Source organism: Pseudomonas sp. NFPP12 (assembly GCF_900103205.1).
GTDB lineage: Bacteria > Pseudomonadota > Gammaproteobacteria > Pseudomonadales > Pseudomonadaceae > Aquipseudomonas > Aquipseudomonas protegens.
Map to the genome: position 1 here is coordinate 325,379 of NZ_FMWW01000002.1, position 22,968 is coordinate 348,346.

At 62.7% G+C, this 22,968-nt stretch carries 21 protein-coding genes and 1 riboswitch; of the genes, 7 read left to right on the plus strand and 14 right to left on the minus strand.

All coding sequences use genetic code 11. The annotated features are described in order from the left end of the window. Positions 1-5: 5 nt before the first annotated feature. Positions 6-617 (minus strand): cob(I)yrinic acid a,c-diamide adenosyltransferase, encoded by a 612-nt coding sequence (cobO, locus tag BLS75_RS09035; RefSeq protein ID WP_015636640.1) that lies wholly within the window; start codon positions 615-617, stop codon positions 6-8. A gap of 80 nt (positions 618-697) precedes the next feature. Then, positions 698-931: riboswitch (cobalamin riboswitch) on the minus strand. Positions 932-1,102: 171 nt separating this feature from the next. Between cobO and BLS75_RS09040 the strand changes: the two genes are divergently transcribed. Continuing rightward, complete coding sequence (locus tag BLS75_RS09040) at positions 1,103-1,684, plus strand: hypothetical protein (RefSeq protein ID WP_072450688.1); 582 nt, start codon at positions 1,103-1,105, stop codon at positions 1,682-1,684. Between the two features lie 70 nt (positions 1,685-1,754). After that, positions 1,755-3,074 carry a PQQ-dependent sugar dehydrogenase gene (locus tag BLS75_RS09045; RefSeq protein ID WP_072442785.1) on the plus strand — a complete coding sequence of 440 codons (1,320 nt, stop codon included), beginning with the start codon at positions 1,755-1,757 and terminating at the stop codon, positions 3,072-3,074. A gap of 2 nt (positions 3,075-3,076) precedes the next feature. Here BLS75_RS09045 and BLS75_RS09050 read toward each other — a convergent pair whose 3' ends face one another. From BLS75_RS09050 to BLS75_RS09075, 6 genes are all read right to left on the minus strand, one after another. Beyond that, positions 3,077-3,739 carry a class I SAM-dependent methyltransferase gene (locus tag BLS75_RS09050; protein WP_072450689.1) on the minus strand — a complete coding sequence of 221 codons (663 nt, stop codon included), beginning with the start codon at positions 3,737-3,739 and terminating at the stop codon, positions 3,077-3,079. 21 nt (positions 3,740-3,760) lie between these two features. Next, the gene (locus BLS75_RS09055; RefSeq protein WP_011062699.1) at positions 3,761-4,294 is read right to left on the minus strand and encodes a C40 family peptidase; all 534 of its coding nucleotides are present in this window, start codon (positions 4,292-4,294) and stop codon (positions 3,761-3,763) included. Between the two features lie 164 nt (positions 4,295-4,458). Next, positions 4,459-5,079, minus strand: a complete 621-nt coding sequence (locus BLS75_RS09060) for a C40 family peptidase (protein ID WP_015636644.1) — start codon at positions 5,077-5,079, stop codon at positions 4,459-4,461. 223 nt (positions 5,080-5,302) lie between these two features. Next, a complete protein-coding gene (gene hda, locus BLS75_RS09065; protein ID WP_007898944.1) occupies positions 5,303-6,007 on the minus strand; it encodes a DnaA regulatory inactivator Hda in 705 nt (234 codons plus the stop codon). Between the two features lie 207 nt (positions 6,008-6,214). After that, positions 6,215-7,288 (minus strand): AI-2E family transporter, encoded by a 1,074-nt coding sequence (locus BLS75_RS09070; protein WP_011062701.1) that lies wholly within the window; start codon positions 7,286-7,288, stop codon positions 6,215-6,217. Between the two features lie 37 nt (positions 7,289-7,325). Then, positions 7,326-8,366, minus strand: coding sequence for a DUF2066 domain-containing protein (locus tag BLS75_RS09075; RefSeq protein ID WP_072450690.1), 1,041 nt, complete (start codon positions 8,364-8,366; stop codon positions 7,326-7,328). Between the two features lie 370 nt (positions 8,367-8,736). Between BLS75_RS09075 and purM the strand changes: the two genes are divergently transcribed. The 4 genes from purM to BLS75_RS09095 all read left to right on the plus strand — a co-directional run bounded on the left by purM (position 8,737) and on the right by BLS75_RS09095 (position 11,652). Next, complete coding sequence (gene purM / locus BLS75_RS09080; RefSeq protein WP_011062703.1) at positions 8,737-9,795, plus strand: phosphoribosylformylglycinamidine cyclo-ligase; 1,059 nt, start codon at positions 8,737-8,739, stop codon at positions 9,793-9,795. An 11-nt stretch (positions 9,796-9,806) separates the two neighbouring features. Next, a complete protein-coding gene (gene purN, locus BLS75_RS09085) occupies positions 9,807-10,457 on the plus strand; it encodes a phosphoribosylglycinamide formyltransferase (RefSeq protein ID WP_072450691.1) in 651 nt (216 codons plus the stop codon). An 8-nt stretch (positions 10,458-10,465) separates the two neighbouring features. Next, positions 10,466-11,179, plus strand: coding sequence for a DUF3108 domain-containing protein (locus tag BLS75_RS09090; protein WP_011062705.1), 714 nt, complete (start codon positions 10,466-10,468; stop codon positions 11,177-11,179). Positions 11,180-11,463: 284 nt separating this feature from the next. Continuing rightward, entirely contained in the window at positions 11,464-11,652 is a 189-nt protein-coding gene (locus tag BLS75_RS09095) for a hypothetical protein (RefSeq protein ID WP_011062706.1), read from the plus strand. Positions 11,653-11,753: 101 nt separating this feature from the next. Here BLS75_RS09095 and BLS75_RS09100 read toward each other — a convergent pair whose 3' ends face one another. The 7 genes from BLS75_RS09100 to BLS75_RS09130 form a co-directional block, all read right to left on the minus strand. Further along, positions 11,754-12,293, minus strand: a complete 540-nt coding sequence (locus BLS75_RS09100) for a DUF2058 domain-containing protein (protein WP_011062707.1) — start codon at positions 12,291-12,293, stop codon at positions 11,754-11,756. A gap of 26 nt (positions 12,294-12,319) precedes the next feature. Further along, on the minus strand, positions 12,320-13,153 hold the full coding sequence (mazG, locus tag BLS75_RS09105; RefSeq protein ID WP_011062708.1) for a nucleoside triphosphate pyrophosphohydrolase: 834 nt from the start codon (positions 13,151-13,153) through the stop codon (positions 12,320-12,322). 24 nt (positions 13,154-13,177) lie between these two features. Beyond that, positions 13,178-15,421 carry a GTP diphosphokinase gene (gene relA / locus BLS75_RS09110; protein WP_011062709.1) on the minus strand — a complete coding sequence of 748 codons (2,244 nt, stop codon included), beginning with the start codon at positions 15,419-15,421 and terminating at the stop codon, positions 13,178-13,180. Positions 15,422-15,543: 122 nt separating this feature from the next. After that, positions 15,544-16,896 (minus strand): 23S rRNA (uracil(1939)-C(5))-methyltransferase RlmD, encoded by a 1,353-nt coding sequence (gene rlmD / locus BLS75_RS09115; protein ID WP_072450692.1) that lies wholly within the window; start codon positions 16,894-16,896, stop codon positions 15,544-15,546. After that, positions 16,896-17,798, minus strand: a complete 903-nt coding sequence (gene cysM / locus BLS75_RS09120) for a cysteine synthase CysM (RefSeq protein WP_011062711.1) — start codon at positions 17,796-17,798, stop codon at positions 16,896-16,898. The genes rlmD and cysM overlap by 1 nt, the downstream gene beginning before the upstream one ends. Positions 17,799-17,915: 117 nt before the next feature. After that, on the minus strand, positions 17,916-19,271 hold the full coding sequence (locus tag BLS75_RS09125) for a sensor histidine kinase (protein WP_072450693.1): 1,356 nt from the start codon (positions 19,269-19,271) through the stop codon (positions 17,916-17,918). Continuing rightward, positions 19,258-19,980 (minus strand): response regulator transcription factor, encoded by a 723-nt coding sequence (locus tag BLS75_RS09130; protein WP_072450694.1) that lies wholly within the window; start codon positions 19,978-19,980, stop codon positions 19,258-19,260. The genes BLS75_RS09125 and BLS75_RS09130 overlap by 14 nt, the downstream gene beginning before the upstream one ends. A gap of 219 nt (positions 19,981-20,199) precedes the next feature. On the opposite strand from BLS75_RS09130, the gene BLS75_RS09135 reads away from it, so the two are divergent. Continuing rightward, complete coding sequence (locus tag BLS75_RS09135; protein WP_011062714.1) at positions 20,200-22,953, plus strand: response regulator; 2,754 nt, start codon at positions 20,200-20,202, stop codon at positions 22,951-22,953. Positions 22,954-22,968: the final 15 nt, after the last annotated feature.

A 22,968-nucleotide genomic window follows, 5' to 3' on the forward strand; every position in this document is an offset into this window, starting at 1 on the left:
CACGCTCACAGCTCGACACCTTTCTGCGCCTTGATCCCGGCCTGGAAGGCGTGCTTGACCATGCCCATCTCGGTCACGGTATCGGCCAGCTCGATCATCTCCGGCTTGGCGCCGCGACCGGTCACTACCACATGCTGCATGGGCGGACGGGCCTGCAGGTCACTGAGCACCTGATCCAGGTCCAGGTAGCCGTGCTTGAGGGCAATGTTCAGCTCGTCGAGCACCACCAGGCCAATATCCGGGTTGCTCAGCAACTCCCTGGAAACCGCCCAGGCGGCTTCAGCCGCAGCGATATCGCGCTGGCGATCCTGGGTTTCCCAAGTAAAGCCTTCGCCCATCACGTGAAAGCGCACCTGCTCGGGGAAACGCCGGAAGAACAGTTCTTCGCCGGTGCTGTTACGCCCCTTGATGAACTGCACCACGCCACACTGCATGCCGTGGCCCATGGACCGCGCCAGCATGCCGAAGGCCGAGCTGCTCTTGCCCTTGCCGTTGCCGGTCAATACCAGCAGCAGGCCGCATTCGTTGGGCGAGTTGGCAATGCGTTCATCGATCACGGCTTTTTTGCGCAACATGCGCGCCAGATGGCGCTCGTCACGATCGGGGGATTCACTCATGGGGCAGCTCTCCGTTGGGGCTGGGGAACGGGGGGCAGGGAAAAGGAACAGACGGCGCTAGCCTGGCATCGCCCACCGTGATGCCGTTGGATGGATCAGGCCGGTCTCCGGGCTCATGAGCGGCATGGCTGCCGGACTGCGCGCCTTCCCGTGTCATTGACACAGTGGCGTCAGGCGCAGTCTTGACTCATCTACCGTTGCGGGGGCAGCGCCGGAATCGTCGTCGGCTCCATCACTGGAACAGACCCTGACCGGCTTCCCTGTTTCACTCTGTCGGCCACGGGCCACAGAGCACCTGAAACAAGTCGCGAAGGTTAGAGGGTTGGGGGTGGAGCGTCAATTAAAGCCGGCCGTCGCCCCCAGCACAAAACTGCACTGCATCAATAAACTGACGCCAATCTTGTGCCACACTCAGAGCAATGATATCAAATAGCCACTTTTCAGCGCCCCAGGCGCCAACCACACAACAATAAGGGGTGAGTTCGATGCAAGGCATGATCATCAGCAATCCGAAGCTGGAATTCCTGCGCCCGATGCTGGAACGCTGGTTCGATTGCATCGATCGCTACAACGCGGTTCGCGGCGATAACGAAACGCCCTACTGGTTCGACGAGCAGGCCAATCTCGGGCTGCTCAGCGCGTCGGCCTGGATGGCCGAGATGGTCAGCCTGGAACACAGCCCCAGCAGGAAACAGCAGGAAGAAGGTGCGCGCAACGCCCGCACCGACCTGTACCTGGCCACCAAGGAAGAGCGCGCCTACATCCACGCCACCCAGCGCTGGCCAAGGGTCAACAGCCTGAACCTGACCCAGGCACTGCTGGACGTTGCCCAGGATGCAAAAAAGATCAGCTACGCCAGCGACCTGAGACTGGGTTGCCTGTTCGTTGCCCCACAAAAATCCCAGCACAGCGCTACGCCGGAAGAGCTCCAGGACATGCTCGACGAACTGCAGAAAGAGCACTGCTGCGCCGTGGCCTGGTACTTCCCCTACGCGTATCGCAAGCTGCACAACGAGGCCGGCCACTACCACCCGGGCGTCGCCGTGCTCTTCAAGGAGGCCCGCTGATCAGGCGGAACCATCGACTGGCTATGCTTCTCTATGACTACGACGTCCGTGCACTCATAGGGAAATTCGCATGCTCAAGCTTCAGCACAGCCTACTGATCGCCATCGCCGCCGGCCTCGCCGCCTGCGGCGAAACTTCCAGCCTGCAGGTGTCCGACGGCACCGGCCCCAACCCCAAGCTGCCGGAACCCAACCCGACGCTGATCCCCACGGTCAACATCGCCCCCGCCATCGGCTGGCCGCAAGGCGCAAAACCCCAGGCCGCGGCCGGCACCCAGGTCAAGGCTTTCGCCGAGAACCTCGACCATCCACGCTGGCTCTACGTCCTGCCCAATGGCGATGTGCTGGTGGCGGAAACCAACGCCCCGCCCAAACCGGATGACAGCCAGGGCATTCGCGGCTGGATCGCCGGCAAGGTCATGGGCCGTGCCGGGGCGGCCGTGCCCAGCGCCAACCGCATCACCCTGCTAAGGGACCAGGATCACGATGGCGTGGCGGAGACCCGCACAGTGTTTCTGGAGAACCTCAATTCGCCCTTTGGCATGACCCTGGTGGGCAATGACCTGTATGTGGCCGATACCGACAAGCTACTGCGCTTTCCCTACCAGAGCGGCGACACCCAGATCAGCGCAGCCGCCACCAAGGTGGTCGACCTGCCCGGCGGCACCCTCAACCATCACTGGACCAAGAACGTCATCGCCAGCAAGGACGGCAGCAAGCTCTACGTCACCGTGGGCTCCAACAGCAACGTCGGCGAAAACGGCCTGGACAAGGAGCAAGGCCGGGCGGCGATCTGGGAGGTGGACCGTGAAAGCGGCCAGCACCGCCTGTTCGCCACCGGCCTGCGCAACCCCAATGGCCTGGCCTGGGAGCCGGCCAGCGGCGCACTCTGGACCGCAGTCAACGAGCGGGACGAAATCGGCAGCGACCTGGTGCCGGACTACATCACCTCGGTCAAGGATGGCGCGTTCTATGGCTGGCCCTTCAGCTACTACGGGCAACATGTGGATGTACGGGTCAAACCGCAGAACCTCGACCTGGTGGCCAAGGCCATCGCCCCGGACTACGCGGTAGGCCCGCACACCGCGTCGCTGGGGCTGACCTTCGCCGACGGCAGCAAGCTCCCCGCCCCCTTCACCGAAGGCGCCTTCATCGGCCAGCACGGTTCCTGGAATCGCAAGCCCCATAGCGGCTACAAGGTGATTTTCGTGCCATTCAGCGCCGGCAAGCCCAATGGAGCGCCGATCGATGTGCTTAGCGGCTTTCTCAATGCCGACGAGAAAGCCATGGGACGCCCGGTCGGAGTGGTGATCGACCAGCAAGGCGGGTTATTGGTGGCCGACGATGTCGGCAACAAGATCTGGCGAGTCTCCGCCGCCAAAGCCCCCTAGGCTCAACGCTTGCGGCACAGCGTCAGACCATCTCCCAGCGGCAGCAGCGACAGATCGATACGCGAGTCATCCTTCAAGGCGCGATTGAGCGCCTGGATGGCTCGGGTATCCTCGCTCAGGGAATCGGTCTCCAGCACGCGCCCGCTCCACAGGGTGTTGTCGAACACCAGCAGCCCGCCAACTCGCAACAGGCCCAGCGCGGCCTCCAGGTAGGCCGGGTAGTTGGCCTTGTCGGCATCGATGAAGATCAGGTCGAAACAACCAAGCTGCCCCGCTCGCTCCAGGCTGGCCAGGGTATCCAGGGCCGGGGCCAGGCGCAGTTCGATGCGCTGACCCACCCCCGCCTCCTGCCAGTAGCGCAGGGCCGTAGCGTTGTAGTCCCCGGGAATGTCGCAGCAGATCAGAGAACCGTCTTCAGGCAGCGCCTGGGCCATGCACAGGGCGCTATAGCCGGTGAAAGTGCCGACCTCCAGCACGCGACGGGCGCCGGTCAACTTCACCAGCAATGCGAGGAATTGGCCCTGCTCGGGCGCCACCTGCCAACGGGCTGTGGGCAATACCTGGGTTTCGTCCCGCAGACGACGCAGCAGAGGCGTTTCACGCAGGGAAACGTCCAGCAGGTAATGGTAGAGAGCATCGTCGAGGTTCAGCGTCCGAGCGGTCACAGGCACCTCGACCAGAGAAGATTAGGGATTGCGCGCCAGGTGTTCTGGCTGCAGGACGCGCTTGGCGCTCAGGTAGGCCTTCTGCCAATAGGCCTTGGACAGGCTGTCGAGCTTCACCGTGCCGCCAGTGGCCGGCGCATGCACGAAGCGCCCTTCACCCACGTAGATGCCCGCATGGCTGACCTGGGAGCCGCCATTGGTGGCGAAGAAGATCAGGTCGCCGGTCTGCAGCGCGTTCTTGCCCACATCCGGCGCCTGCATGCCGATCATTTCCCGGGTTGAACGCGGCAGGGAAATACCCGCCGCATCGCGGTAGACGTAACCGATCAGGCCACTGCAGTCGAAACCGGAATCCGGGGTGTTGCCGCCCCAGCGATAAGGCGTGCCCACCAGTCCAAGGGCGCGGAATAGCACGTCTTCGGCAACCGGAGAGAAGGTTTGGGAGGAGTTGAACACCGGAGCACGCACCACAGGCGCAGGCGGCGGGGTACGGCTGGCACAGGCGCTGAGCAGCGCTGCGAGGGCAATGAGAGCGAAACGGGCTGAGGTCGACATAAGCTGGACAATCCTGATCGGGATGCGGCTTTCTCTGCCGTGGCACTGAAAACAAAACCGCGTAAGCAAGGCTTACGCGGTTAGTTTCAACAATAGATCAGGATTCTAGCGCCTACACGCCAAACTTCAAGTAAGACTTTAACTTCGCCCTACAAATAGTCCGCTTATTTACGTGCAGTGACCACGGTTGGAGCCATGGCGAGTGCGCGCTTGGCTTCGATGAAGGTCTTGCTCCAGTAGCTATCGCCCAGGCTGTCGACCCGCACACCGCCACTGCGACGGCTGCTGGAGTGGATGAACTGGTCATCGCCCAGGTAGATACCTGCGTGGCTGACGCGCCCACGGCCGTTGGTGCTGAAGAACAGCAGATCACCCGGCTTGAGATTGTTGCGCGCTACCAGAGGCGCTTTCACGTTGATCATTTCGCGAGTGGAACGCGGCAGGTTCATGCCCGCCTCTTCACGAAACAGATAACCGATGAAACCGCTGCAATCGAAGCCGGCTTCCGAGGTACCGCCGAAACGGTAACGGGTACCAATCAGGGACATGCCGCGCTCGAGGATGCTGTCAGCCAGAACTGGCAACTGGTAAGGCTTGCTGTCAGAGAACTCTGCCAGTTCCTTTTCAGTTGCCAGCTCTTCCTGATAAACAGCGGAAGACTGGTTTTTGACGGAGACTTGAGCCTGCTGGACAGGTTGCTGCTGGGACACCGGAGTGTGGGAGGCGCAACCAAACAACAGGGTGACGAGTGCGAGAGGCACGAGGGGTGCGAAGCGATTTAGCATGGGCACGACCGTGGCTTGAAATAAAAGAAGACGCGACTATGCCTTCTATCGCCCTCATTTGCAAATTCAATCGATCAGAATGTGACTTATGAGTTTCTTCCGTACATCTAAGGCTTTAAGCCCATTTTAAGTCCGCCCACCCCTGGAACCCCTTCCAAAGGTGCGTTTTCTGGCGCCTGGAATATGCCGAAGGTCGCTCCAGAAAGCCCTGGAAGCCTTGTCGTTACCAGCCCAGGGTCTCTTTCAGAAAAGGGATGGTCAGCTTGCGCTGGGCCTGCAACGAAGCCTGGTCGAGGCGCTCGAGAAGCTCGAACAGGGCACTCATGCTGCGAGTACCGCGGGTCAGGATGAAATGCCCGACCTCGTCGGTCAGATGCAGCCCCCGGCGGGATGCCCTTAGCTGCAAGGCACGCAATTTGTCTTCGTCGGAGAGCGGGCGCATCTGAAAGATCAGCGCCAGGGTCAGGCGGGACTTCAAATCCGCCAGCTTCACCGGCAACTCGCGAGGCGAGGTCGAGGCCGCGATCAACAGGCGCCGACCACTGTCGCGCAAGCGGTTGAACAGATGAAACAGCGCTTCTTCCCAATCCGCCTTGCCAGCCACTGCCTGCAGGTCATCCAGGCAGACCAGCTCGTACTGTTCCAGGTTGTCGAGAATCTCGATACCGCGATCCAGAAGCTCCGCCAGCGGCAGATACACCGCCGGCTCCCCCAACTGCTCGAAACGCAGGCACGCGGCCTGCAGCAAGTGCGTGCGGCCCACGCCATCCTTGCCCCAGAGGTAGATCAGGCTTTCGGTCCAACCGGCGTCGGCTTCGCAGAGGCGCTCGACGTAGCCGAGTGCTGCGGCATTGGCGCCTGGGTAGTAGTTGATGAAGGTGGCGTCATCACGCAGACGCACACCTAGGGGCAGCTGAATCGGTTTCATGCTGACTGAACAGTTCCAAACGAACCGTTAGTGGCCTCTGTGTAAAGTTTGCAAAGTTTATACCCGTGACGCCGAGCGCACAATGCAGCAGACCACAAGCAAAATCAAAGGTTTGCGACAGCCAAACCCAATCGAAGGGCGTTCCTTGACAGCTACCCTGACGGCCGGCCAAACGCCGCCAACCGTCACGAAGGCCCGCGCGCCCCTTTACAACTCGGGGTCTTCAGCACCGCTGTAGAGATCCGAATCCTTGTACAGATCATGCACATGACGCACCAGCACCATGATCACCGCCGCCACCGGCAGCGCCAGCAGCACCCCGGTAAAACCGAACAGTTCGCCGCCGGCAAGAATGGCAAAGATCACCGCCACCGGGTGCAGGCCGATGCGATCGCCCACCAGCAACGGCGTCAGCACCATGCCCTCAAGGGCTTGCCCCACCATGAATACCGCGACAATGCCGATCATCGGATACAGGTCGCCACCGAACTGGAACAGCCCGGCAATCAGCGCCGCGCCAATGCCGATGACAAAGCCCATATACGGCACGATTGCCGCCAGACCGGCAATCAGACCGATCAACAGCCCCAGCTCCAGCCCCACCAGCATCAGGCCCGCGGCGTAGATCACCCCGAGAGCCAGCATCACCAGCAATTGCCCGCGAACAAAGGCCCCCAGCACTTCATGGCACTCCCCGGCCAGAGACACCACCTGCTCTTCGCGGCTGCGTGGCAACAGGCTGCGGATCTTGGCCATCATCAAGTCCCAGTCCCGCAGCAGATAGAAGCTGACCACCGGGATCAGCACCAGATTGGCCAGCCAGCCGATCAGCGCCAGGCCCGAAGCCGTTGCCTGGCTCAGCACCACGCCGACGATATCGGTGGTCTGGCCCATGTGCTCGCTGATGGCCGCCTTGACCTTGTCGAACTTCCAGAAGCCGTCCGCCAGACCGAGCTTGGACTGCACCCAGGGCATGGCGCTGTGCTGGACCCAATCGAGCATCTGCGGCGCCAGTTCATAGAGCCGCACCAACTGCTTGGCCAGCATGGGCACCAGCACCAGCAGCAGGGTCATGACGATCAGGGTGAACAGGGCGAATACCGCCACCACGCCCCAGGTCCGCGACAACCCCCATTGCTCCAGCCGGTCCACCAGCGGATCGAACAGGTAGGCCAGCAACAGCGCTACCAGGAACGGACTGAGGATCGGGTGCAGCAGGTAGACGAACCCGCAGGCCAGGAGCACGACACCCAACCAGACCCAACGACGCGTATCAGCCATATACCTCTCCAGCTTCTATATAGAAGGAAACAACCTGCTACCAACGAAAACGCAGTTGGGCCTGCGGCGCCACCGGGGCGGCCCCTTCAGCGCCTTGTGCAGGAGCTTGCGGCGCAGGCGCTTCACTCGCCGGAATCTCTTGCAGCTTGGCCAGCGACAGTTGCGCCCGCAGTTGCTCCGCACTGCCGTTGACGCGATAGACGATCCGATCACCGTCAACGCTCTGCAACTGCGCACCAAAAGGCTCCAGCAAGTGCCCAAGGGCCGCGTAATGCTCCAGAGTCATGCCCTGCACTTCCAGCAACTGCTCACTGGAAGCACCAGGACGAGTGACGAAACGGGGCGCCAGACGCTGGCTCACCGCCAGCAACACCCCATCGGCCAGGGCCGCGGTATCGGCGCCCTGGACAGTGCCCTGCTCCTTCTGATCGCCCAGCCACAGCCGCCACTTGGCTTGCCATTGGCCACCTTCTTCCCGGGCATGTACCGCCAGCAACGCATCAGCACCGTAACGCTCGGAGGCTTCACGCAGCGGCGCCGGATCGGAACCTTCAAGATTCGGCGCCGTGGCGACGATCTGCTCGTTCAGATCCCCCAGCGGCAGGCGCAGGGGCAAGCCACGATGTTGAGCCGCACGCCGCAAGGGCGCCGCGCTGGCCTGGCCATCACCCACCAGGCTCGAGCCTTCGGTGGAATCACTCAGCCACCAGCCGATGATCGACGGCCGGTTGTTGCCCCAGAGCGATAGCCCGGCCTGACGCAGGGCGCGATCGGTGGTGACCGGATCGAAATCCACCTGCAGGCTTTCCGGCGGGCCGGCGTCGTAGCCGTACTGACTGATGATCTGCTGCGGGTCCTTGCGGATCGCCGCCAGCCCTGGCCCCTGGGCGGCCTTGGCGTCGCCAGTGAGGCGCAGCACCAGGGTTTCCAGGGCCCGTTGCGTGGCCTGGTCGCGCTCTTCGGGCGACTGGCTGCTCACAGGCTCACGCACTTGATACAGGCCATTGAGGGTTTCGGCATGACTCGCCAGGCTGACCAATGACAAACAGCCCACAAACAGAAATTTACCCAGACGCATGGAAGATTCCCGACGACAGAAAACGATTGAAACAGCGCACTTGAACCGCGGCGAGCAAGGCTGTGACCACAAGCCTGGGCAAAACATTCACCCGGCGCTCGATAGTTTTCGCGCTGTCATAACGATAGCCACTTGAGCGCTATACCTTATACAGGCATGGGCAGGAGCACCAACACGGCCAATCGCGGTTTTTTTAACAGGATATGCCTCTCCCCGTCGGCCCGAGGATGGCCGCTGCCCCTCAAGCCTGATAAAATCGCGCGCCTTCGCAGACCGGCATCAGCTGGGCACCCTGAAACACTTTTCCTGTGTTTCCGGCAGTCTCACTGATTCGGTCGATACCCCTGAATCCCCCCTAAAGGCCTGGATCATGAGCAAGCAACCCTCCCTGAGCTACAAAGACGCCGGTGTAGACATCGACGCCGGTGAAGCATTGGTCGAACGCATCAAGAGCGTCGCCAAGCGCACTGCGCGCCCGGAAGTCATGGGCGGCCTGGGCGGTTTCGGCGCCCTCTGCGAAATCCCGGCCGGCTACAAGCAACCGGTGCTGGTCTCCGGCACTGACGGCGTCGGCACCAAGCTGCGCCTGGCCCTGAACCTGAACAAGCACGACAGCATCGGCATCGATCTGGTGGCCATGTGCGTCAACGACCTGGTGGTCTGCGGCGCCGAACCGCTGTTCTTCCTCGACTACTACGCCACCGGCAAGCTCAACGTCGATACCGCAGCCCAAGTGGTAACCGGCATCGGCGCTGGCTGCGAGCTGTCCGGCTGCTCCCTGGTGGGCGGTGAAACCGCTGAAATGCCCGGCATGTACGAAGGCGAAGACTACGACCTGGCCGGCTTCTGCGTAGGCGTGGTGGAAAAGGCCGAGATCATCGACGGCTCGAAAGTTGCCGCCGGCGATGCCCTGCTGGCCCTGCCCTCCTCCGGCCCGCACTCCAACGGCTACTCGCTGATCCGCAAGATCATCGAAGTCTCCGGCGCCGACATCGAAAGCATCCAGCTGGACGGCAAACCACTGACCGACCTGCTGATGGCGCCGACCCGCATCTACGTCAAGCCACTGCTGAAGCTGATCAAGGACACCGGCGCGGTCAAGGCCATGGCCCACATCACCGGTGGCGGCCTGCTGGACAACATCCCGCGCGTGCTGCCAAAAGGCGCCCAGGCCGTAGTCGACGTGGCGAGCTGGCAGCGCCCGGCGGTCTTCGACTGGCTGCAGGAAAAAGGCAACGTCGACGAGCACGAAATGCACCGCGTGCTGAACTGCGGCGTGGGCATGGTCATCTGCGTGGCCCAGGATCAGGTCGAGAACGCCCTGAAGGTCCTGCGCGAGGCGGGCGAGCAGCCATGGGTCATCGGCCAGATCGCCACCGCAGCCGAAGGCGCGGCCCAGGTCGAGCTGAAGAACCTCAAGGCTCACTGATGCAAGAGCGGATGTCGCCGACCTGTGATGTTGTGGTGCTGTTATCCGGCACCGGCAGTAACCTGCAAGCCTTGATCGACAGCGTGCACACCGGCGACAGCCCGGTGCGCATCGCCGCCGTGATCTCCAACCGCGCTGACGCCTATGGCCTGCAGCGTGCCAAGGACGCGGGTATCGCTACCCGCTTCCTCGATCACACCGCCTTCGAAGGCCGGGAGGCCTTCGATCAGGGGCTGATCGAGCTGATCGATACCTTCCAACCCAAACTGGTGGTCCTGGCCGGATTCATGCGTATTCTCAGCGCCGGATTCGTCCGCCACTACGAGGGCCGGCTGCTGAATATCCACCCCTCGCTGCTCCCGAAATACAAAGGGTTACACACTCATCAGCGGGCGCTGGAGGCCGGAGATACGGAGCATGGCTGCAGTGTGCACTTCGTCACCGAGGAACTCGATGGCGGCCCTCTGGTCGTACAGGCTGTGATCCCGGTAGAGTTGCACGACTCGCCGCAGAGCCTGGCGCAGCGAGTGCACGTCCAGGAACACCGGATTTACCCCATGGCCGTACGCTGGTTTGCCGAAGGTCGGCTGACGCTCGGCGGTCAGGGTGCTTTACTGGATGGTCAAATACTGGCCGCCAGCGGCTATTTGATTCGAACCTAGGAGATTTTATGCGTCGCGCCCTGCTCTTCGCTTGCGCTCTGTTCGCCCTGCCGGCTGTGCAGGCGGCAGACCTTCACCCGTTCTCCGCCAGCTACACCGCCGACTGGAAGCAACTGCCCATGAGCGGCACTGCTGAACGCAGCCTGGAAAAAACCGCCAATGGTGCGTGGAAACTCAGCTTCAAGGCATCGATGATGATCGCCAGCCTGAGCGAGGAAAGCACCCTGACCCTGGACAAGGACACCCTGGTGCCCCAGTCCTATCGCTTCGAGCGTGGTGGTCTGGGCAAAGCCAAGAAAGCCGACCTGGATTTCGACTGGAAAGCCAAGATGGTCACCGGCACCGACCGTGGTGATGCGGTCAAGCTGCCGCTGAACACCGGCATGGTGGATAAGTCCACCTACCAGTTGGCCCTGCAGCACGATGTGGCAGCCGGCAAGAAGACCATGAGCTATCAAGTGGTCGACGGCGGTGAAGTCGACACCTATGACTTCCGTGTCCTGGGCTCGGAGAAGGTTGACACCAAGGCTGGCCAGATCGATGCGATCAAGGTCGAGCGCGTTCGCGACCCGACACAGAGTAAACGCATCACCGTGATGTGGTTCGCCAAGGACTGGGATTACCTGCTGGTGCGTCTGCAACAAGTAGAAACCGACGGCAAGGAGTACAACATCATGCTCCTCAACGGCACCGTTGACGGCAAGACGGTCAAAGGCAGCTGAGCCGCAGCAGTCTCGAAGCCTCGCGAAAGCGGGGCTTTTTTTTGCCCGGGATTTGGCTCCTCGCCCGCGCAGCAAGCCCCGGCACAAGCCCTCGAAGATGAAACTTTTGTCATGAAGCGGTACGCCCTGCGGCGAAATGTCACGGTTTACGCGGGCTGCAGGATTCTCTTCGATTCTGCAAAGGTTTGTTGCAGCGTCAGGCAATTTACTTAGCAAGCTAACAAAATATATAACAGAGTCCTGCACACGCCTTGCTGCAGATCAACAGAGATTGGAGCTAGCAGATGACTGTAAAAGTAACTGAACGCGACGATTCACATATGTCCCATGAAGGCGTAGCCGCGGGTGTACGGATATGGGATGTACATCAACAAGACATGCTGGTGGGCATGTTCCACTCCGAGAGCGACGCCCACAGCTACAAGGCTGAATTGGAAAAACTCGAGCAGAACCGCGCGCCCCAGAGCTCCTGACTCGACCTCAGTGCCGGAGTGCCGGGATCTCCACGCGGATCAACGGCCTCCCCCACAAACGACAAACCCCGCCATGAGCGGGGTTTGTCGTTATTCAAGGCTTACCACATCAGATCGTCGGGGATCTGGTAGGCCGCGTACGGATCATCTTCATCCGGCGCTTCGGTAGGCGTATTGAGCTGCACGATACGGCGCGGGTCGCGCTCCTGGATCTTCAGCGCGGCTTCCCGCGGAATCACCTCGTAGCCGCCGCCATGGTGGACGATGGCCAGGGAGCCGCTGCTCAGCTTGTTGCGCATAAGGGTATTCACCGACAGGCGCTTGACCTTCTTGTCGTCGACGAAGTTGTAGTAGTCCTCGGTGTTCAGCTTGGGCAGCCGCGACACTTCGATCAACTGCTTGACCTGCGCCGCACGGGCTTTCTGCTCGGCCTTTTCCTGCTGCTGACGGTTGAGCTCCTGGTCGCGCTTGACCTTCTCGGCCATGGCTTCCTGGGCCGCACGCTGCTGGGAGTCATCGAGTTCGATCTGGCCTTTGTGGGCCAGGCGCTGCTGCTTCTGTTTGTCTTTGCTGACCTGCTTGGCCTGCTTTTGGTTGACCAGCCCTGCTTTGAGCAACTGGTCGCGAAGGGAAAGGCTCATGGTGCTTACTCACTTAGGCAACGGCCTCAGCCACAGCTGGGCAAATTCTTTTCCTGACGTTTGGCTTCGCCCCACAGGGCATCCAACTCTTCGAGGGTGCAATCTTCCATGGGACGGGCAGTGTCGCGCAATGCCTGCTCGATAAATCGGAAGCGTCGGTCGAACTTGGCGTTGGCACCGCGCAGGGCGGTTTCCGGGTCGACCTTGAGGTGCCGGGCCAGGTTGACCACGACAAACAGCAAGTCGCCGATTTCATCGGTGATCGCCGCCGCATCGTTGTCGGCCATGGCTTCCAGCACTTCATCCAGTTCTTCACGAACCTTGTCCACCACCGGCAGGGCTTCGGGCCAGTCGAAACCGACCTGGGCCGCACGCTTTTGCAACTTGGCGGCGCGGGACAAGGCCGGCAAGGCCACCGGCACATCATCGAGCAGGGACAACTGCTGGGGAGCCTCGGACTTCTCCGCGCGCTCCTCGGCCTTGATCTGCTCCCAACGCTCCTTGACCTGGTCTTCATCGAGCCGCGGGATGTCCAGCGGCGCGTACAGGTCCCCGGTGGGAAATACATGGGGATGCCGGCGGATCAGCTTGCGCGTGATGCCGTCCACCACCGCGTCGAACTCGAAACGCCCCTCCTCCCGGGCCAGCTGGCTGTAGTACACCACCTGGAACAGCAGGTCCCCCAGCTCGCCCTGCAAGTGGTCGAAGTCGCCGCGCTCGATGGCGTCGGCCACTTCATAGGCCTCTTCCAGGGTGTGGGGGACGATGCTGGCGTAGTTCTGCTTGATGTCCCACGGGCAGCCGTACTGAGGGTCGCGCAGGCGCGCCATGAGGTGGAGCAGGTCTTCAAGGCTGTACATCAGCTCATCCATTTCATACTGGCATCAGGGGGTCCGGTTGCGCCGGGTCTCGATGATGTTAGGCAACTGGGAAATCCGCCCCAACAGGCGACCCAACGCGTCCAGCCCCGGGATCTCGATAGTCAGGGACATCAACGCGGTGTTGTCCTCCTTATTCGAGCGGGTGTTGACCGCCAGCACGTTGATCCGCTCGTTGAGCAGCACCTGGGACACATCACGCAGCAGGCCGGAACGGTCGTAGGCGCGGATGATGATATCCACCGGATAGGTCAGCACCGGCACCGGCCCCCAGCTGACCTGGATGATCCGCTCCGGCTCGCGCCCGGCCAGTTGCAGCACCGAGGCGCAGTCCTGGCGGTGAATGCTCACGCCGCGGCCCTGGGTGATGTAGCCGACGATCGCATCCCCCGGCAATGGCTGGCAGCAGCCGGCCATCTGGGTCATCAGGTTGCCCACGCCCTGGATCTGGATGTCGCCACGCTTGCCCGGCTTGTAGCCGGCAGCCTTGCGCGGAATCAACTCCAGTTGCTCGTTGCCCCGCTCCGGCTCCACCAGTTGCTGGGCCAGGTTGACCAGTTGCGCCAGGCGCAGGTCGCCCGCGCCCAGGGCGGCGAACATGTCCTCGGCGATCTTCATGTTGGCCTTCTCGGCCAGCTTGTCGAAATCCACCTGTGGCAGGCCGAGTCGGCTCAGTTCGCGTTCCAGCAGGGTCTTGCCGGCGGCGACGTTCTGATCGCGGGCCTGGAGCTTGAACCAGTGGACGATCTTCGCCCGCGCCCGGGACGTAGTGACATAGCCCAGGTTCGGGTTCAGCCAGTCGCGGCTCGGCGTGCCGTGCTTGCTGGTGATGATCTCCACCTGCTCGCCGGTCTGCAGGCTGTAGTTGAGCGGTACGATGCGCCCGTTGATCTTCGCGCCCCGGCAGTTGTGGCCGATCTCGGTGTGCACCCGGTAGGCGAAATCCAGCGGCGTGGCGCCCTTGGGCAGATCGATGGCGTGACCGTCGGGGGTGAAGATGTACACCCGGTCCGGTTCGATATCCACCCGCAGCTGTTCGGCCAGACCGCCGATATCCCCCAGTTCCTCATGCCATTCGAGCACCTGGCGCAACCAGGAGATTTTCTCTTCGTAATGGTTGGAGCCGGACTTGACGTCGGTGCCCTTGTACTTCCAGTGCGCGCAAACCCCCAGCTCCGCCTCTTCGTGCATGGCGTGGGTACGGATCTGCACTTCCAGCACCTTGCCCTCAGGGCCGATCACCGCCGTGTGCAACGAGCGGTAGCCGTTCTCCTTGGGGTTGGCGATGTAGTCGTCGAACTCTTTGGGGATGTGCCGCCACAGGGTATGCACGATGCCCAGCGCGGTGTAGCAATCGCGCATTTCCGGCACCAGCACCCGCACCGCACGCACGTCGTAGATCTGGCTGAACTCCAGGCCCTTGCGCTGCATTTTGCGCCAGATGGAATAGATGTGCTTGGCCCGCCCACTGATGTCGGCGTTGACCCCGGTGGCCTTGAGTTCGTTCTGCAGCTGGTTCATCACGTCGCTGATGAAACGCTCGCGATCCAGGCGCCGCTCATGCAGCAGCTTGGCGATCTGCTTGTACTGCTCGGGCTCCAGGTAACGGAAGGACAGGTCTTCCAGCTCCCACTTGATATGCCCGATACCCAGGCGGTGAGCCAGGGGTGCGTAGATGTCGAAGACTTCCCGGGCAACCCGGTTGCGCTTCTCTTCGTCGGCGCTTTTTACCGCTCGAATCGCACAGGTACGCTCGGCCAGCTTGATCAGTGCAACCCGCACGTCATCCACCATGGCCACCAGCATCTTGCGCAGGTTTTCCACCTGGGCCTGGGTGCCCAGCACCAGGGACTGGCGGGGGCTGAGGCTGGCGGTAATGGCCGCCATGCGCAGCACGCCATCGATCAGCTTGGTGACCACCGGACCAAACCGCTGGCTGACCGCCGGCAACTGGATCTGGCCCTCGCGGACACCCCGGTAGAGCACCGCGGCAACCAGGGAGTCCTGATCCAGCTTGAGATCGGCGAGGATCTCGGCGATCTCCAGGCCCGTGCTGAAACTCGACACGTCCTCGGGGCTGAGATTCTTCGTTGCTATGTGCTGCAGTTCCGCCTCGCGGGCGAACTCGCAGGCTTCTTTCAAGGCTTCACGGTCCAGTGCCATGTCGACGCTGACCGTATGATCGAGCCATGCCTCGAGATTGATACTGCCGTCGGTGTTGATCGGCTGGTGCGCTCTCACCTGTACCATCTTGCTTTACCTTCCCTACGACGCACATTCAATGCGTCAAATCGCTGACCTTCAACGCTCGGGTGCGGCTCGCAGGGCCAGCGCGCCACTCCCGAAAGACCAGTCGGATTAGACAAGCCATCCTAGCTCGCTTCGAATAACGCCATGGCCTCGACATGCGCCGTCTGAGGAAACATATCGAGAATCCCGGCACGTTTTAACCGATAGCCCTGCCTGATCAATTCGACCGTGTCACGGGCCAAAGTTGCCGGGTTGCATGACACATAGACCAACCGCTTGGCGCCGAGGGTCGCCAGCTGGCGGACCACCTCGAAAGCACCGTCGCGAGGTGGGTCCAAGAGTACCGCAGAAAAGCCTGCATCGGCCCACTCGGCAGCACTCAAAGGCTGGGATAAATCGGCTTGAAAAAAGCGCGTGTTATGCAAATTGTTGCTGGCGGCATTCTCCGCGGCGCGCGCCACCATGGTCGCTACGCCCTCTACCGCCACCACTTCCCGCACCTGTCGGGCCAACGGCAAGGCAAAGTTGCCCAGGCCGCAAAACAGGTCCAGCACCCGCTCATCAGCTTGCGGCGCCAGCCACTCCAGGGCCTGGGCGACCATCGCTTCATTGACCCCCGCATTGACCTGGACGAAGTCACCCGGCCGATACGCCAGGTGCAGGTCCCAGGTCTCCAGGCGGTAGCCCAGAGCCTGCGATGGATCAAAGGGTTGCGGCTCTCCTTCACCGTGCAGCCACAATTGCGCCTGATGGAAATCGCAAAAGTCCTTGAGGATCGTCAGGTCGCTGTCGGACAACGGCGCCATGTGGCGCAACAGCACCGCCAGGGCCGAACCGCTGAACAACTCCACATGCCCCAATGCCTGAGGCTTGCTCAAGCGTCGCAGCATGGCGGGCAAACGGTTCATGACAGGTTGCAAGGCCTGTACCAGCACCGGGCAATCGTCGATGGCGACAATGTCCTGGCTACCGGCAGCGCGAAAACCCACCTCAAGTTGCTTGACCTTGGCGTCCCAGCGCACCGCCACCCGGGCACGGCGCCGATAGCCGAACTCGGGACCGCTCAAGGGGGCGGCCCAGGCCTCGGGCTCGACACCCGCGACCTTGGACAACTGCTCGGCGAGCATGCGCTGTTTCAGGGCAAGCTGTTCGTCATGGGGCAAGTGCTGGACACTGCAACCGCCGCAACGCCCGGCATGGGCACAGGCCGCCGGGCGACGCAGATCACTGGCGTTGAAGATGCGCTCGGCACGGGCCTCCACCACTTTGCCGTGGCTGCCCAACACCCGAGCTTCGACTTCTTCACCGGCCAGGGCACCGCTGACAAACCAGGTACGCCCTTCGACAAAGGCAATGCCACGGCCGTCGTTGGCCAGACGCTGAATCGTCAAACGCTGTTTCTTGCCCACTGGAATCTGCGGCGCCCGGCTACCGCCCGCCGGCTGGAAGCGCAGGCCTCTATCGTGCTTAGCCATCAGTTGGGCGCATCGAAAATGCCGGTCGACAGGTAACGATCGCCACGGTCGCAGATGATCGCGACCATGACCGCGTTTTCCACTTCCCGGGACAGGCGCAGCATCGCTGCCACCGCACCGCCGGAAGAGACGCCACAGAAGATCCCTTCTTCACGGGCCAGGCGCCGAGTCACGTCTTCGGCCTCGCTCTGGGCCATGTCGACGATCCGGTCGACCCGACTGGCCTGGTAGATCTTCGGCAGGTATTGCTCGGGCCAGCGGCGAATGCCGGGAATGGCCGAGCCTTCCATCGGCTGCAGACCGACGATCTGCACCGCCGGGTTCTGCTCCTTCAGGTAACGCGAGGTGCCCATGATGGTGCCGGTGGTGCCCATCGAGCTGATGAAGTGGGTAATGCTGCCCTGGGTCTGGCGCCAGATTTCCGGGCCGGTGCCGCTGTAGTGGGCCTCAGGGTTGTCGCCGTTGGCGAACTGGTCGAGCACCTTGCCGCGGCCTTCGGCCTGCATTCGCTCGGCCAGATCGCGGGCGCCTTCCATGCCTTCTTCCTGGCTGACCAGAATCAGCTCGGCGCCGTAGGCGGTCATGGCCGCCTTGCGCTCGGCGCTGGAGTTGTCGGGCATGATCAGGATCATCTTGTAGCCCTTGATCGCTGCAGCCATGGCCAGGGCGATGCCGGTATTGCCCGAGGTCGCTTCGATCAGGGTATCGCCGGCCTGGATCTGCCCGCGCAACTCGGCGCGGGTGATCATCGACAGTGCCGGACGGTCCTTGACCGAACCCGCCGGGTTGTTGCCCTCGAGCTTTAGCAGCAGGGTATTGCTGGTGGCGCCGGGCAGGCGCTGCAGGCGGACCAGGGGGGTGTTGCCGACGCAATCGGCGATGGTTGGGTACTGCAAGGTCATGGCGTATTCGCAATCCAGACTGCGGGGGCGCCTATCATACCGGCAAACGACCGAGCGCCATATCACGCAAAGTGCGAGCCTTATGGCTTATTGGAATAAGGCAGCCCAGGGCAAGCCTCAGGCCGCCAGCAGGCGCACGTGGATGCGCAAGCCCTGGGCCAGGTTTTGCGCCCACAACTGCCCACCCTGACGCCCTACGGCATTGCGGGCGATGCTCAGGCCCAGGCCGAAACCGCCATCCCCCGGCCGTGACCCATCCAGACGAGTGAAGGGAGCGAAGATCCTTTCCAGATCCTCTTCAGCCACCCCCGGCCCTTCGTCATCCAGCCACAGGTGCCAGTACTTGCCCTCGCGCTGGCCTCCGAGGCTGACCCGTGCTCCGACCGGCGAATGCCGAATAGCGTTGCGCAGGATGTTTTCCAGGGCCTGGGCCAGGGTATTGAGGTGCCCGCGAACCCAGCAATCGGCCTCCAGCTCGCAACGCAGCTGCTGCGCGGACCAGCCACTCTCGAAGCAGGCATTTTCGCTGAGCATCTCCCACAACGCCTGGACCTGGATCTGCTCTTGCGGCAGTGGCGCACGCTCGGTGTCCAGCCAGGCCAGTTGCAGGCTGTCCTCCACCAGGCGCTGCATGCCGTCGACCTCCCGCGCCAAGCGTTCGCGCAGCGCGGCAAGATCACGCTCGCCATCGCAGGCCACGCGCAGGCGGCTCAGGGGGGTGCGCAACTCGTGGGACAGGTCCCGCAACAACTGCTGCTGCACCGCCACGGTACTCTGCAGACGTTCGGACATCTGATCGAACGCCCGTCCCAGTTCGCCCAGCTCGTCCCGACGCTGGGTGGTTTCACTGGACAGCCGCACGTTCAACTGCTCCGCCCGCCAGGCGTTGGCCTGCTCGCGCAACTGGTTCAGCGGCACCACCAGCAAGCGATACAGGCCGACACACAGCAACAAGGTGAACAGCCCGGGAATCACCCCATTGGTAATCACCTGCCAGAACACCCGGTAGCGCCCCGGCATGAAACGTTGCGGCAACTCGATCACCAGGCTGCCCAGGGACGGATCCTCGGGAAAGGGTACTTTCAGCCACGGCAGGCCCCGGGCGTGCCGGCTCACCGGCCAGTCGGCACCGCGCAGGAACGTCAGGCGCTGGGCCTCCGCCGGCGTCAACGGGTAGCTGCTCAGGGATTGCAGGTCACTGCCAATCACGCCGATCCAGGTTTTCTCGCGGCTGGCGATCTGCTTGATCCAGGCATCGACACCGGCACTCTGGCCGCCCTTCCAGGCCTGCTCGGCCTCGCGGGCGTAGCTGCCCAAGGTGGCTCTGGCCTCATCGGAGAGGTAGAGGTTCTTCTGCTCCACATAACGCCCCCAGGACCAGCTCAGCCAGATCATCAACAGGCAGAAAGCTACCAACAGGCACGCCAGCTTCCAGAACAGCGAATGCCGCCCCGGCAGATCAGACCAGTTCATCTAAGGCACTCAGCACATAACCCTTGCCCCACACGGTTCGCAGCTCACGCTCGCTGTAGCCCAGCGCCTTGAGCTTGCGGCGGATCTGGCTGACATGCATGTCCAGGCTGCGGTCGTGGGCCGCATAACCGCGTTGCAGTACATGCTGATAAAGGAAGGCCTTGCTCAACACCTCGTCGCCATTGCGGTGCAAGGTATCCAGCAGGCGGTATTCACTGCGGGTCAGGCCGGCCCATTGCTCGGCAAAGAACACGTCGCTGCGCTCATCGTCGAAGCGCAGGCTCTGGGCCAGGCTGACGGGTACCGGCGGCATCGGTCGCCGGTCCAGGGCGACCCGGCGCAGGATGGCCTCGATGCGCACACGCAGCTCGGCCATGCTGAATGGCTTGGGCAGGTAATCGTCGGCCCCCAGGCGGAAACCGCTGATTCGGTCGGCTTCCGCTCCCAGGGCGGACATCAGCAGCACCGGCGTGGAATGGCTCTGGCGAAAGTGCGTGAGCACTTCCAGGCCATCCATTCCGGGCAACAGGATATCCAGCAGCACCACATCGAAAGGTCGGCGCCGGGCAATGCCCAGCCCTTCCGGGCCGTTCTGGCACCAGGTCACGGCAAAGCCACAATGCTCCAGTTGCTCGCACACATAGGCACCCAGCACCGGGTCATCTTCAATGGTCAGAATACGTGGCGGCTCAACAGATACGGGAGTCATTGACTTCTGCAAGTGATTCTCAGTTGGGCGATTATTCAAGATTGCCCGGATCGCGGCAACCAGTGCCTTGGTCGCAGCCCGGCTTCAGGCATTTCAGGCGACGGCCGCCCTGGCGCAATTTGCCAAGATCAGCCCCCGGCAAATCGTTACACTGCGCAGGTGGCGCATCACGGACGTGCCCGTAGACCTTTCAAAACAGCGTGGAAGCAGGAGAGTTGCGTGCTCAAGAAACTGGGAATCAAAGGCCGCGTACTGTTGCTGACCTTGTTGCCAACCAGTCTGATGGCTTTGGTGCTGGGCGGCTACTTCACCTGGATGCAGCTCTCGGACCTGCAGACCCAGCTCCTGCAGCGTGGCGAGATGATCGCGGAACAACTGGCCTCCCTGGTGGCCCCGGCCATGGGCAACCACAACACCCAGATGCTCGAGCGCATTGCCACCCAGGCGCTGGAACAGCAAGACGTGCGCGCCGTATCGCTCCTTGCCCCGGATCGCAGCCTGCTGGCCCACGCCGGCCCCAGCATGCTCAACCCGCCTCCCGCCGGTAACAGCAGCCACATGATGCAACGCTCCGGCAGCGACGCGACCCGCTATCAACTGCCGGTCTTCGGCCGGCACCGCAACCTGGCCGGCGACCTGATTCCCGATGAGTCCGACCGCCTGCTGGGCTGGGTGGAACTGGAGCTGTCCCACAGTGGCATGCTGCTGCGCGGCTACCGCAGCCTGTTCGCCAGCCTGCTGTTGATTGCCGCCGGGCTGGCCGGCACCGCCCTACTGGCAGTGCGCATGGGCCGCACCATCAACAACCCGCTGACCCAGATCAAGCAGGCCGTGGCGCAACTCAAGGACGGCAACCTGGAAACCCGCCTGCCACCCCTGGGCAGCCAGGAGCTGGATGAGCTGGCCTCGGGCATCAACCGCATGGCCAGCACCCTGCAGAATGCCCAGGAAGAATTGCAGCACAGCATCGACCAGGCCACCGAAGACGTGCGCCAGAACCTGGAAACCATCGAGATCCAGAACATCGAGCTGGACCTGGCGCGCAAGGAGGCCCTGGAGGCCAGCCGGATCAAGTCGGAATTTCTGGCCAACATGAGCCATGAAATCCGTACACCGCTCAACGGCATTCTCGGCTTCACCCACCTGTTGCAGAAAAGCGAGCTGACACCACGCCAGCTGGACTACCTGGGCACCATCGAGAAATCCGCCGACAGCCTGTTGGGCATCATCAACGAGATCCTCGACTTCTCGAAAATCGAAGCCGGCAAACTGGTGCTCGACAGCATCCCGTTCAACCTGCGGGACTTGCTGCAAGACACCCTGACCATCCTCGCCCCGGCCGCCCACGCCAAGCAGCTGGAACTGGTGAGCCTGGTCTATCGCGATACGCCGCTGTCGCTGGTGGGCGACCCGCTGCGGCTCAAGCAGATTCTTACCAATCTGGTGAGCAACGCCATCAAGTTCACCCGCGAAGGCACTATCGTCGCCCGGGCCATGCTGGAAGAAGAACACGAAGACAGCGTGCAACTGCGCATCAGCATCCAGGACACCGGTATCGGCCTGTCGAACCAGGATGTACGCGCCCTGTTCCAGGCCTTCAGCCAGGCTGACAACTCGCTGTCGCGGCAACCCGGCGGCACGGGGCTTGGGCTGGTGATTTCCAAGCGCCTGATCGAACAGATGGGCGGCGAGATTGGTGTCGACAGCACCCCGGGCGAAGGTTCGGAGTTCTGGATCAGCCTCAACCTGCCGAAAACCCGCGACGACGCCGAGGACCTGCCCGGCCCGCCGCTGCTGGGGCGGCGCGTGGCGGTATTGGAAAACCACGAACTGGCGCGCCAGGCCTTGCAACACCAGTTGGAGGACTGCGGCCTGGAGGTGACCCCGTTCAATACCCTGGAGGCCCTGACCAACGGCATTACCGGCGTGCACCAGAGCGAACAGGCCATCGACCTGGCGGTACTGGGCATCACCACCAACGACATGTCGCCGGAACGCCTGAGCCAGCATATCTGGGACCTCGAACACCTGGGCTGCAAGGTCCTGGTACTGTGCCCGACCACCGAACAGACACTGTTCCATCTGTCGGTGCCCAACCCTCACAGCCAGTTGCAGGCCAAGCCCGCGTGCACCCGCAAGCTGCGCCGGGCCCTGTCCGACCTGGTGACCCCGCGCCGGGCTCGCAGCGAACCGGAGGAAACTCTTTCCAGCCGCGCGCCGCGAGTGCTGTGTGTCGATGACAACCCGGCCAACCTGCTGCTGATCCAGACCCTGCTGGAGGACATGGGCGCCAAGGTGCTGGCGGTGGACAACGGTTACGCCGCGCTGAACGCGATCCAGACCGAACCCTTCGACCTGGTAATGATGGACGTGCAGATGCCCGGCATGGACGGCCGGCAGAGTACCGAGGCGATCCGCCAGTGGGAAAGCGAGCGGCACGGTACGCCGCTGCCCATCGTCGCCCTTACCGCCCACGCCATGGCCAACGAGAAGCGCGCCCTGCTGCAAAGCGGCATGGACGACTACCTGACCAAGCCCATCAGTGAGCGCCAACTGGCCCAGGTGGTGCTGAAATGGACCGGCCTGGCCCTGCGCAACCAGGGCCCGGAGCGGGCCAGCGAGCGCCCGGAACTGGGGCTGGAGCTGCAGGTACTGGATCAGGATGAAGGCCTGCGCCTGGCCGCCGGCAAGGCCGATCTGGCGGCGGACATGCTGGCCATGTTGCTGGCGTCCCTGGACGCCGACCGCGAAGCCATCAAGGCAGCGCGGGCCGCCAATGACCAGAACGCCCTGATCGAACGGGTCCATCGCCTGCACGGTGCCACCCGCTACTGCGGTGTGCCGCAATTGCGCGCCGCCTGCCAGCGCAGCGAGACCCTGCTCAAGCAGGAAGATGCCAAAGCCTTTGCCGCCCTGGATGAACTGGACCACGCCATCGGCCGCCTGGCTGCCGAAGCGCGGACCAACGCCTGACCCAGGGCAAGACCT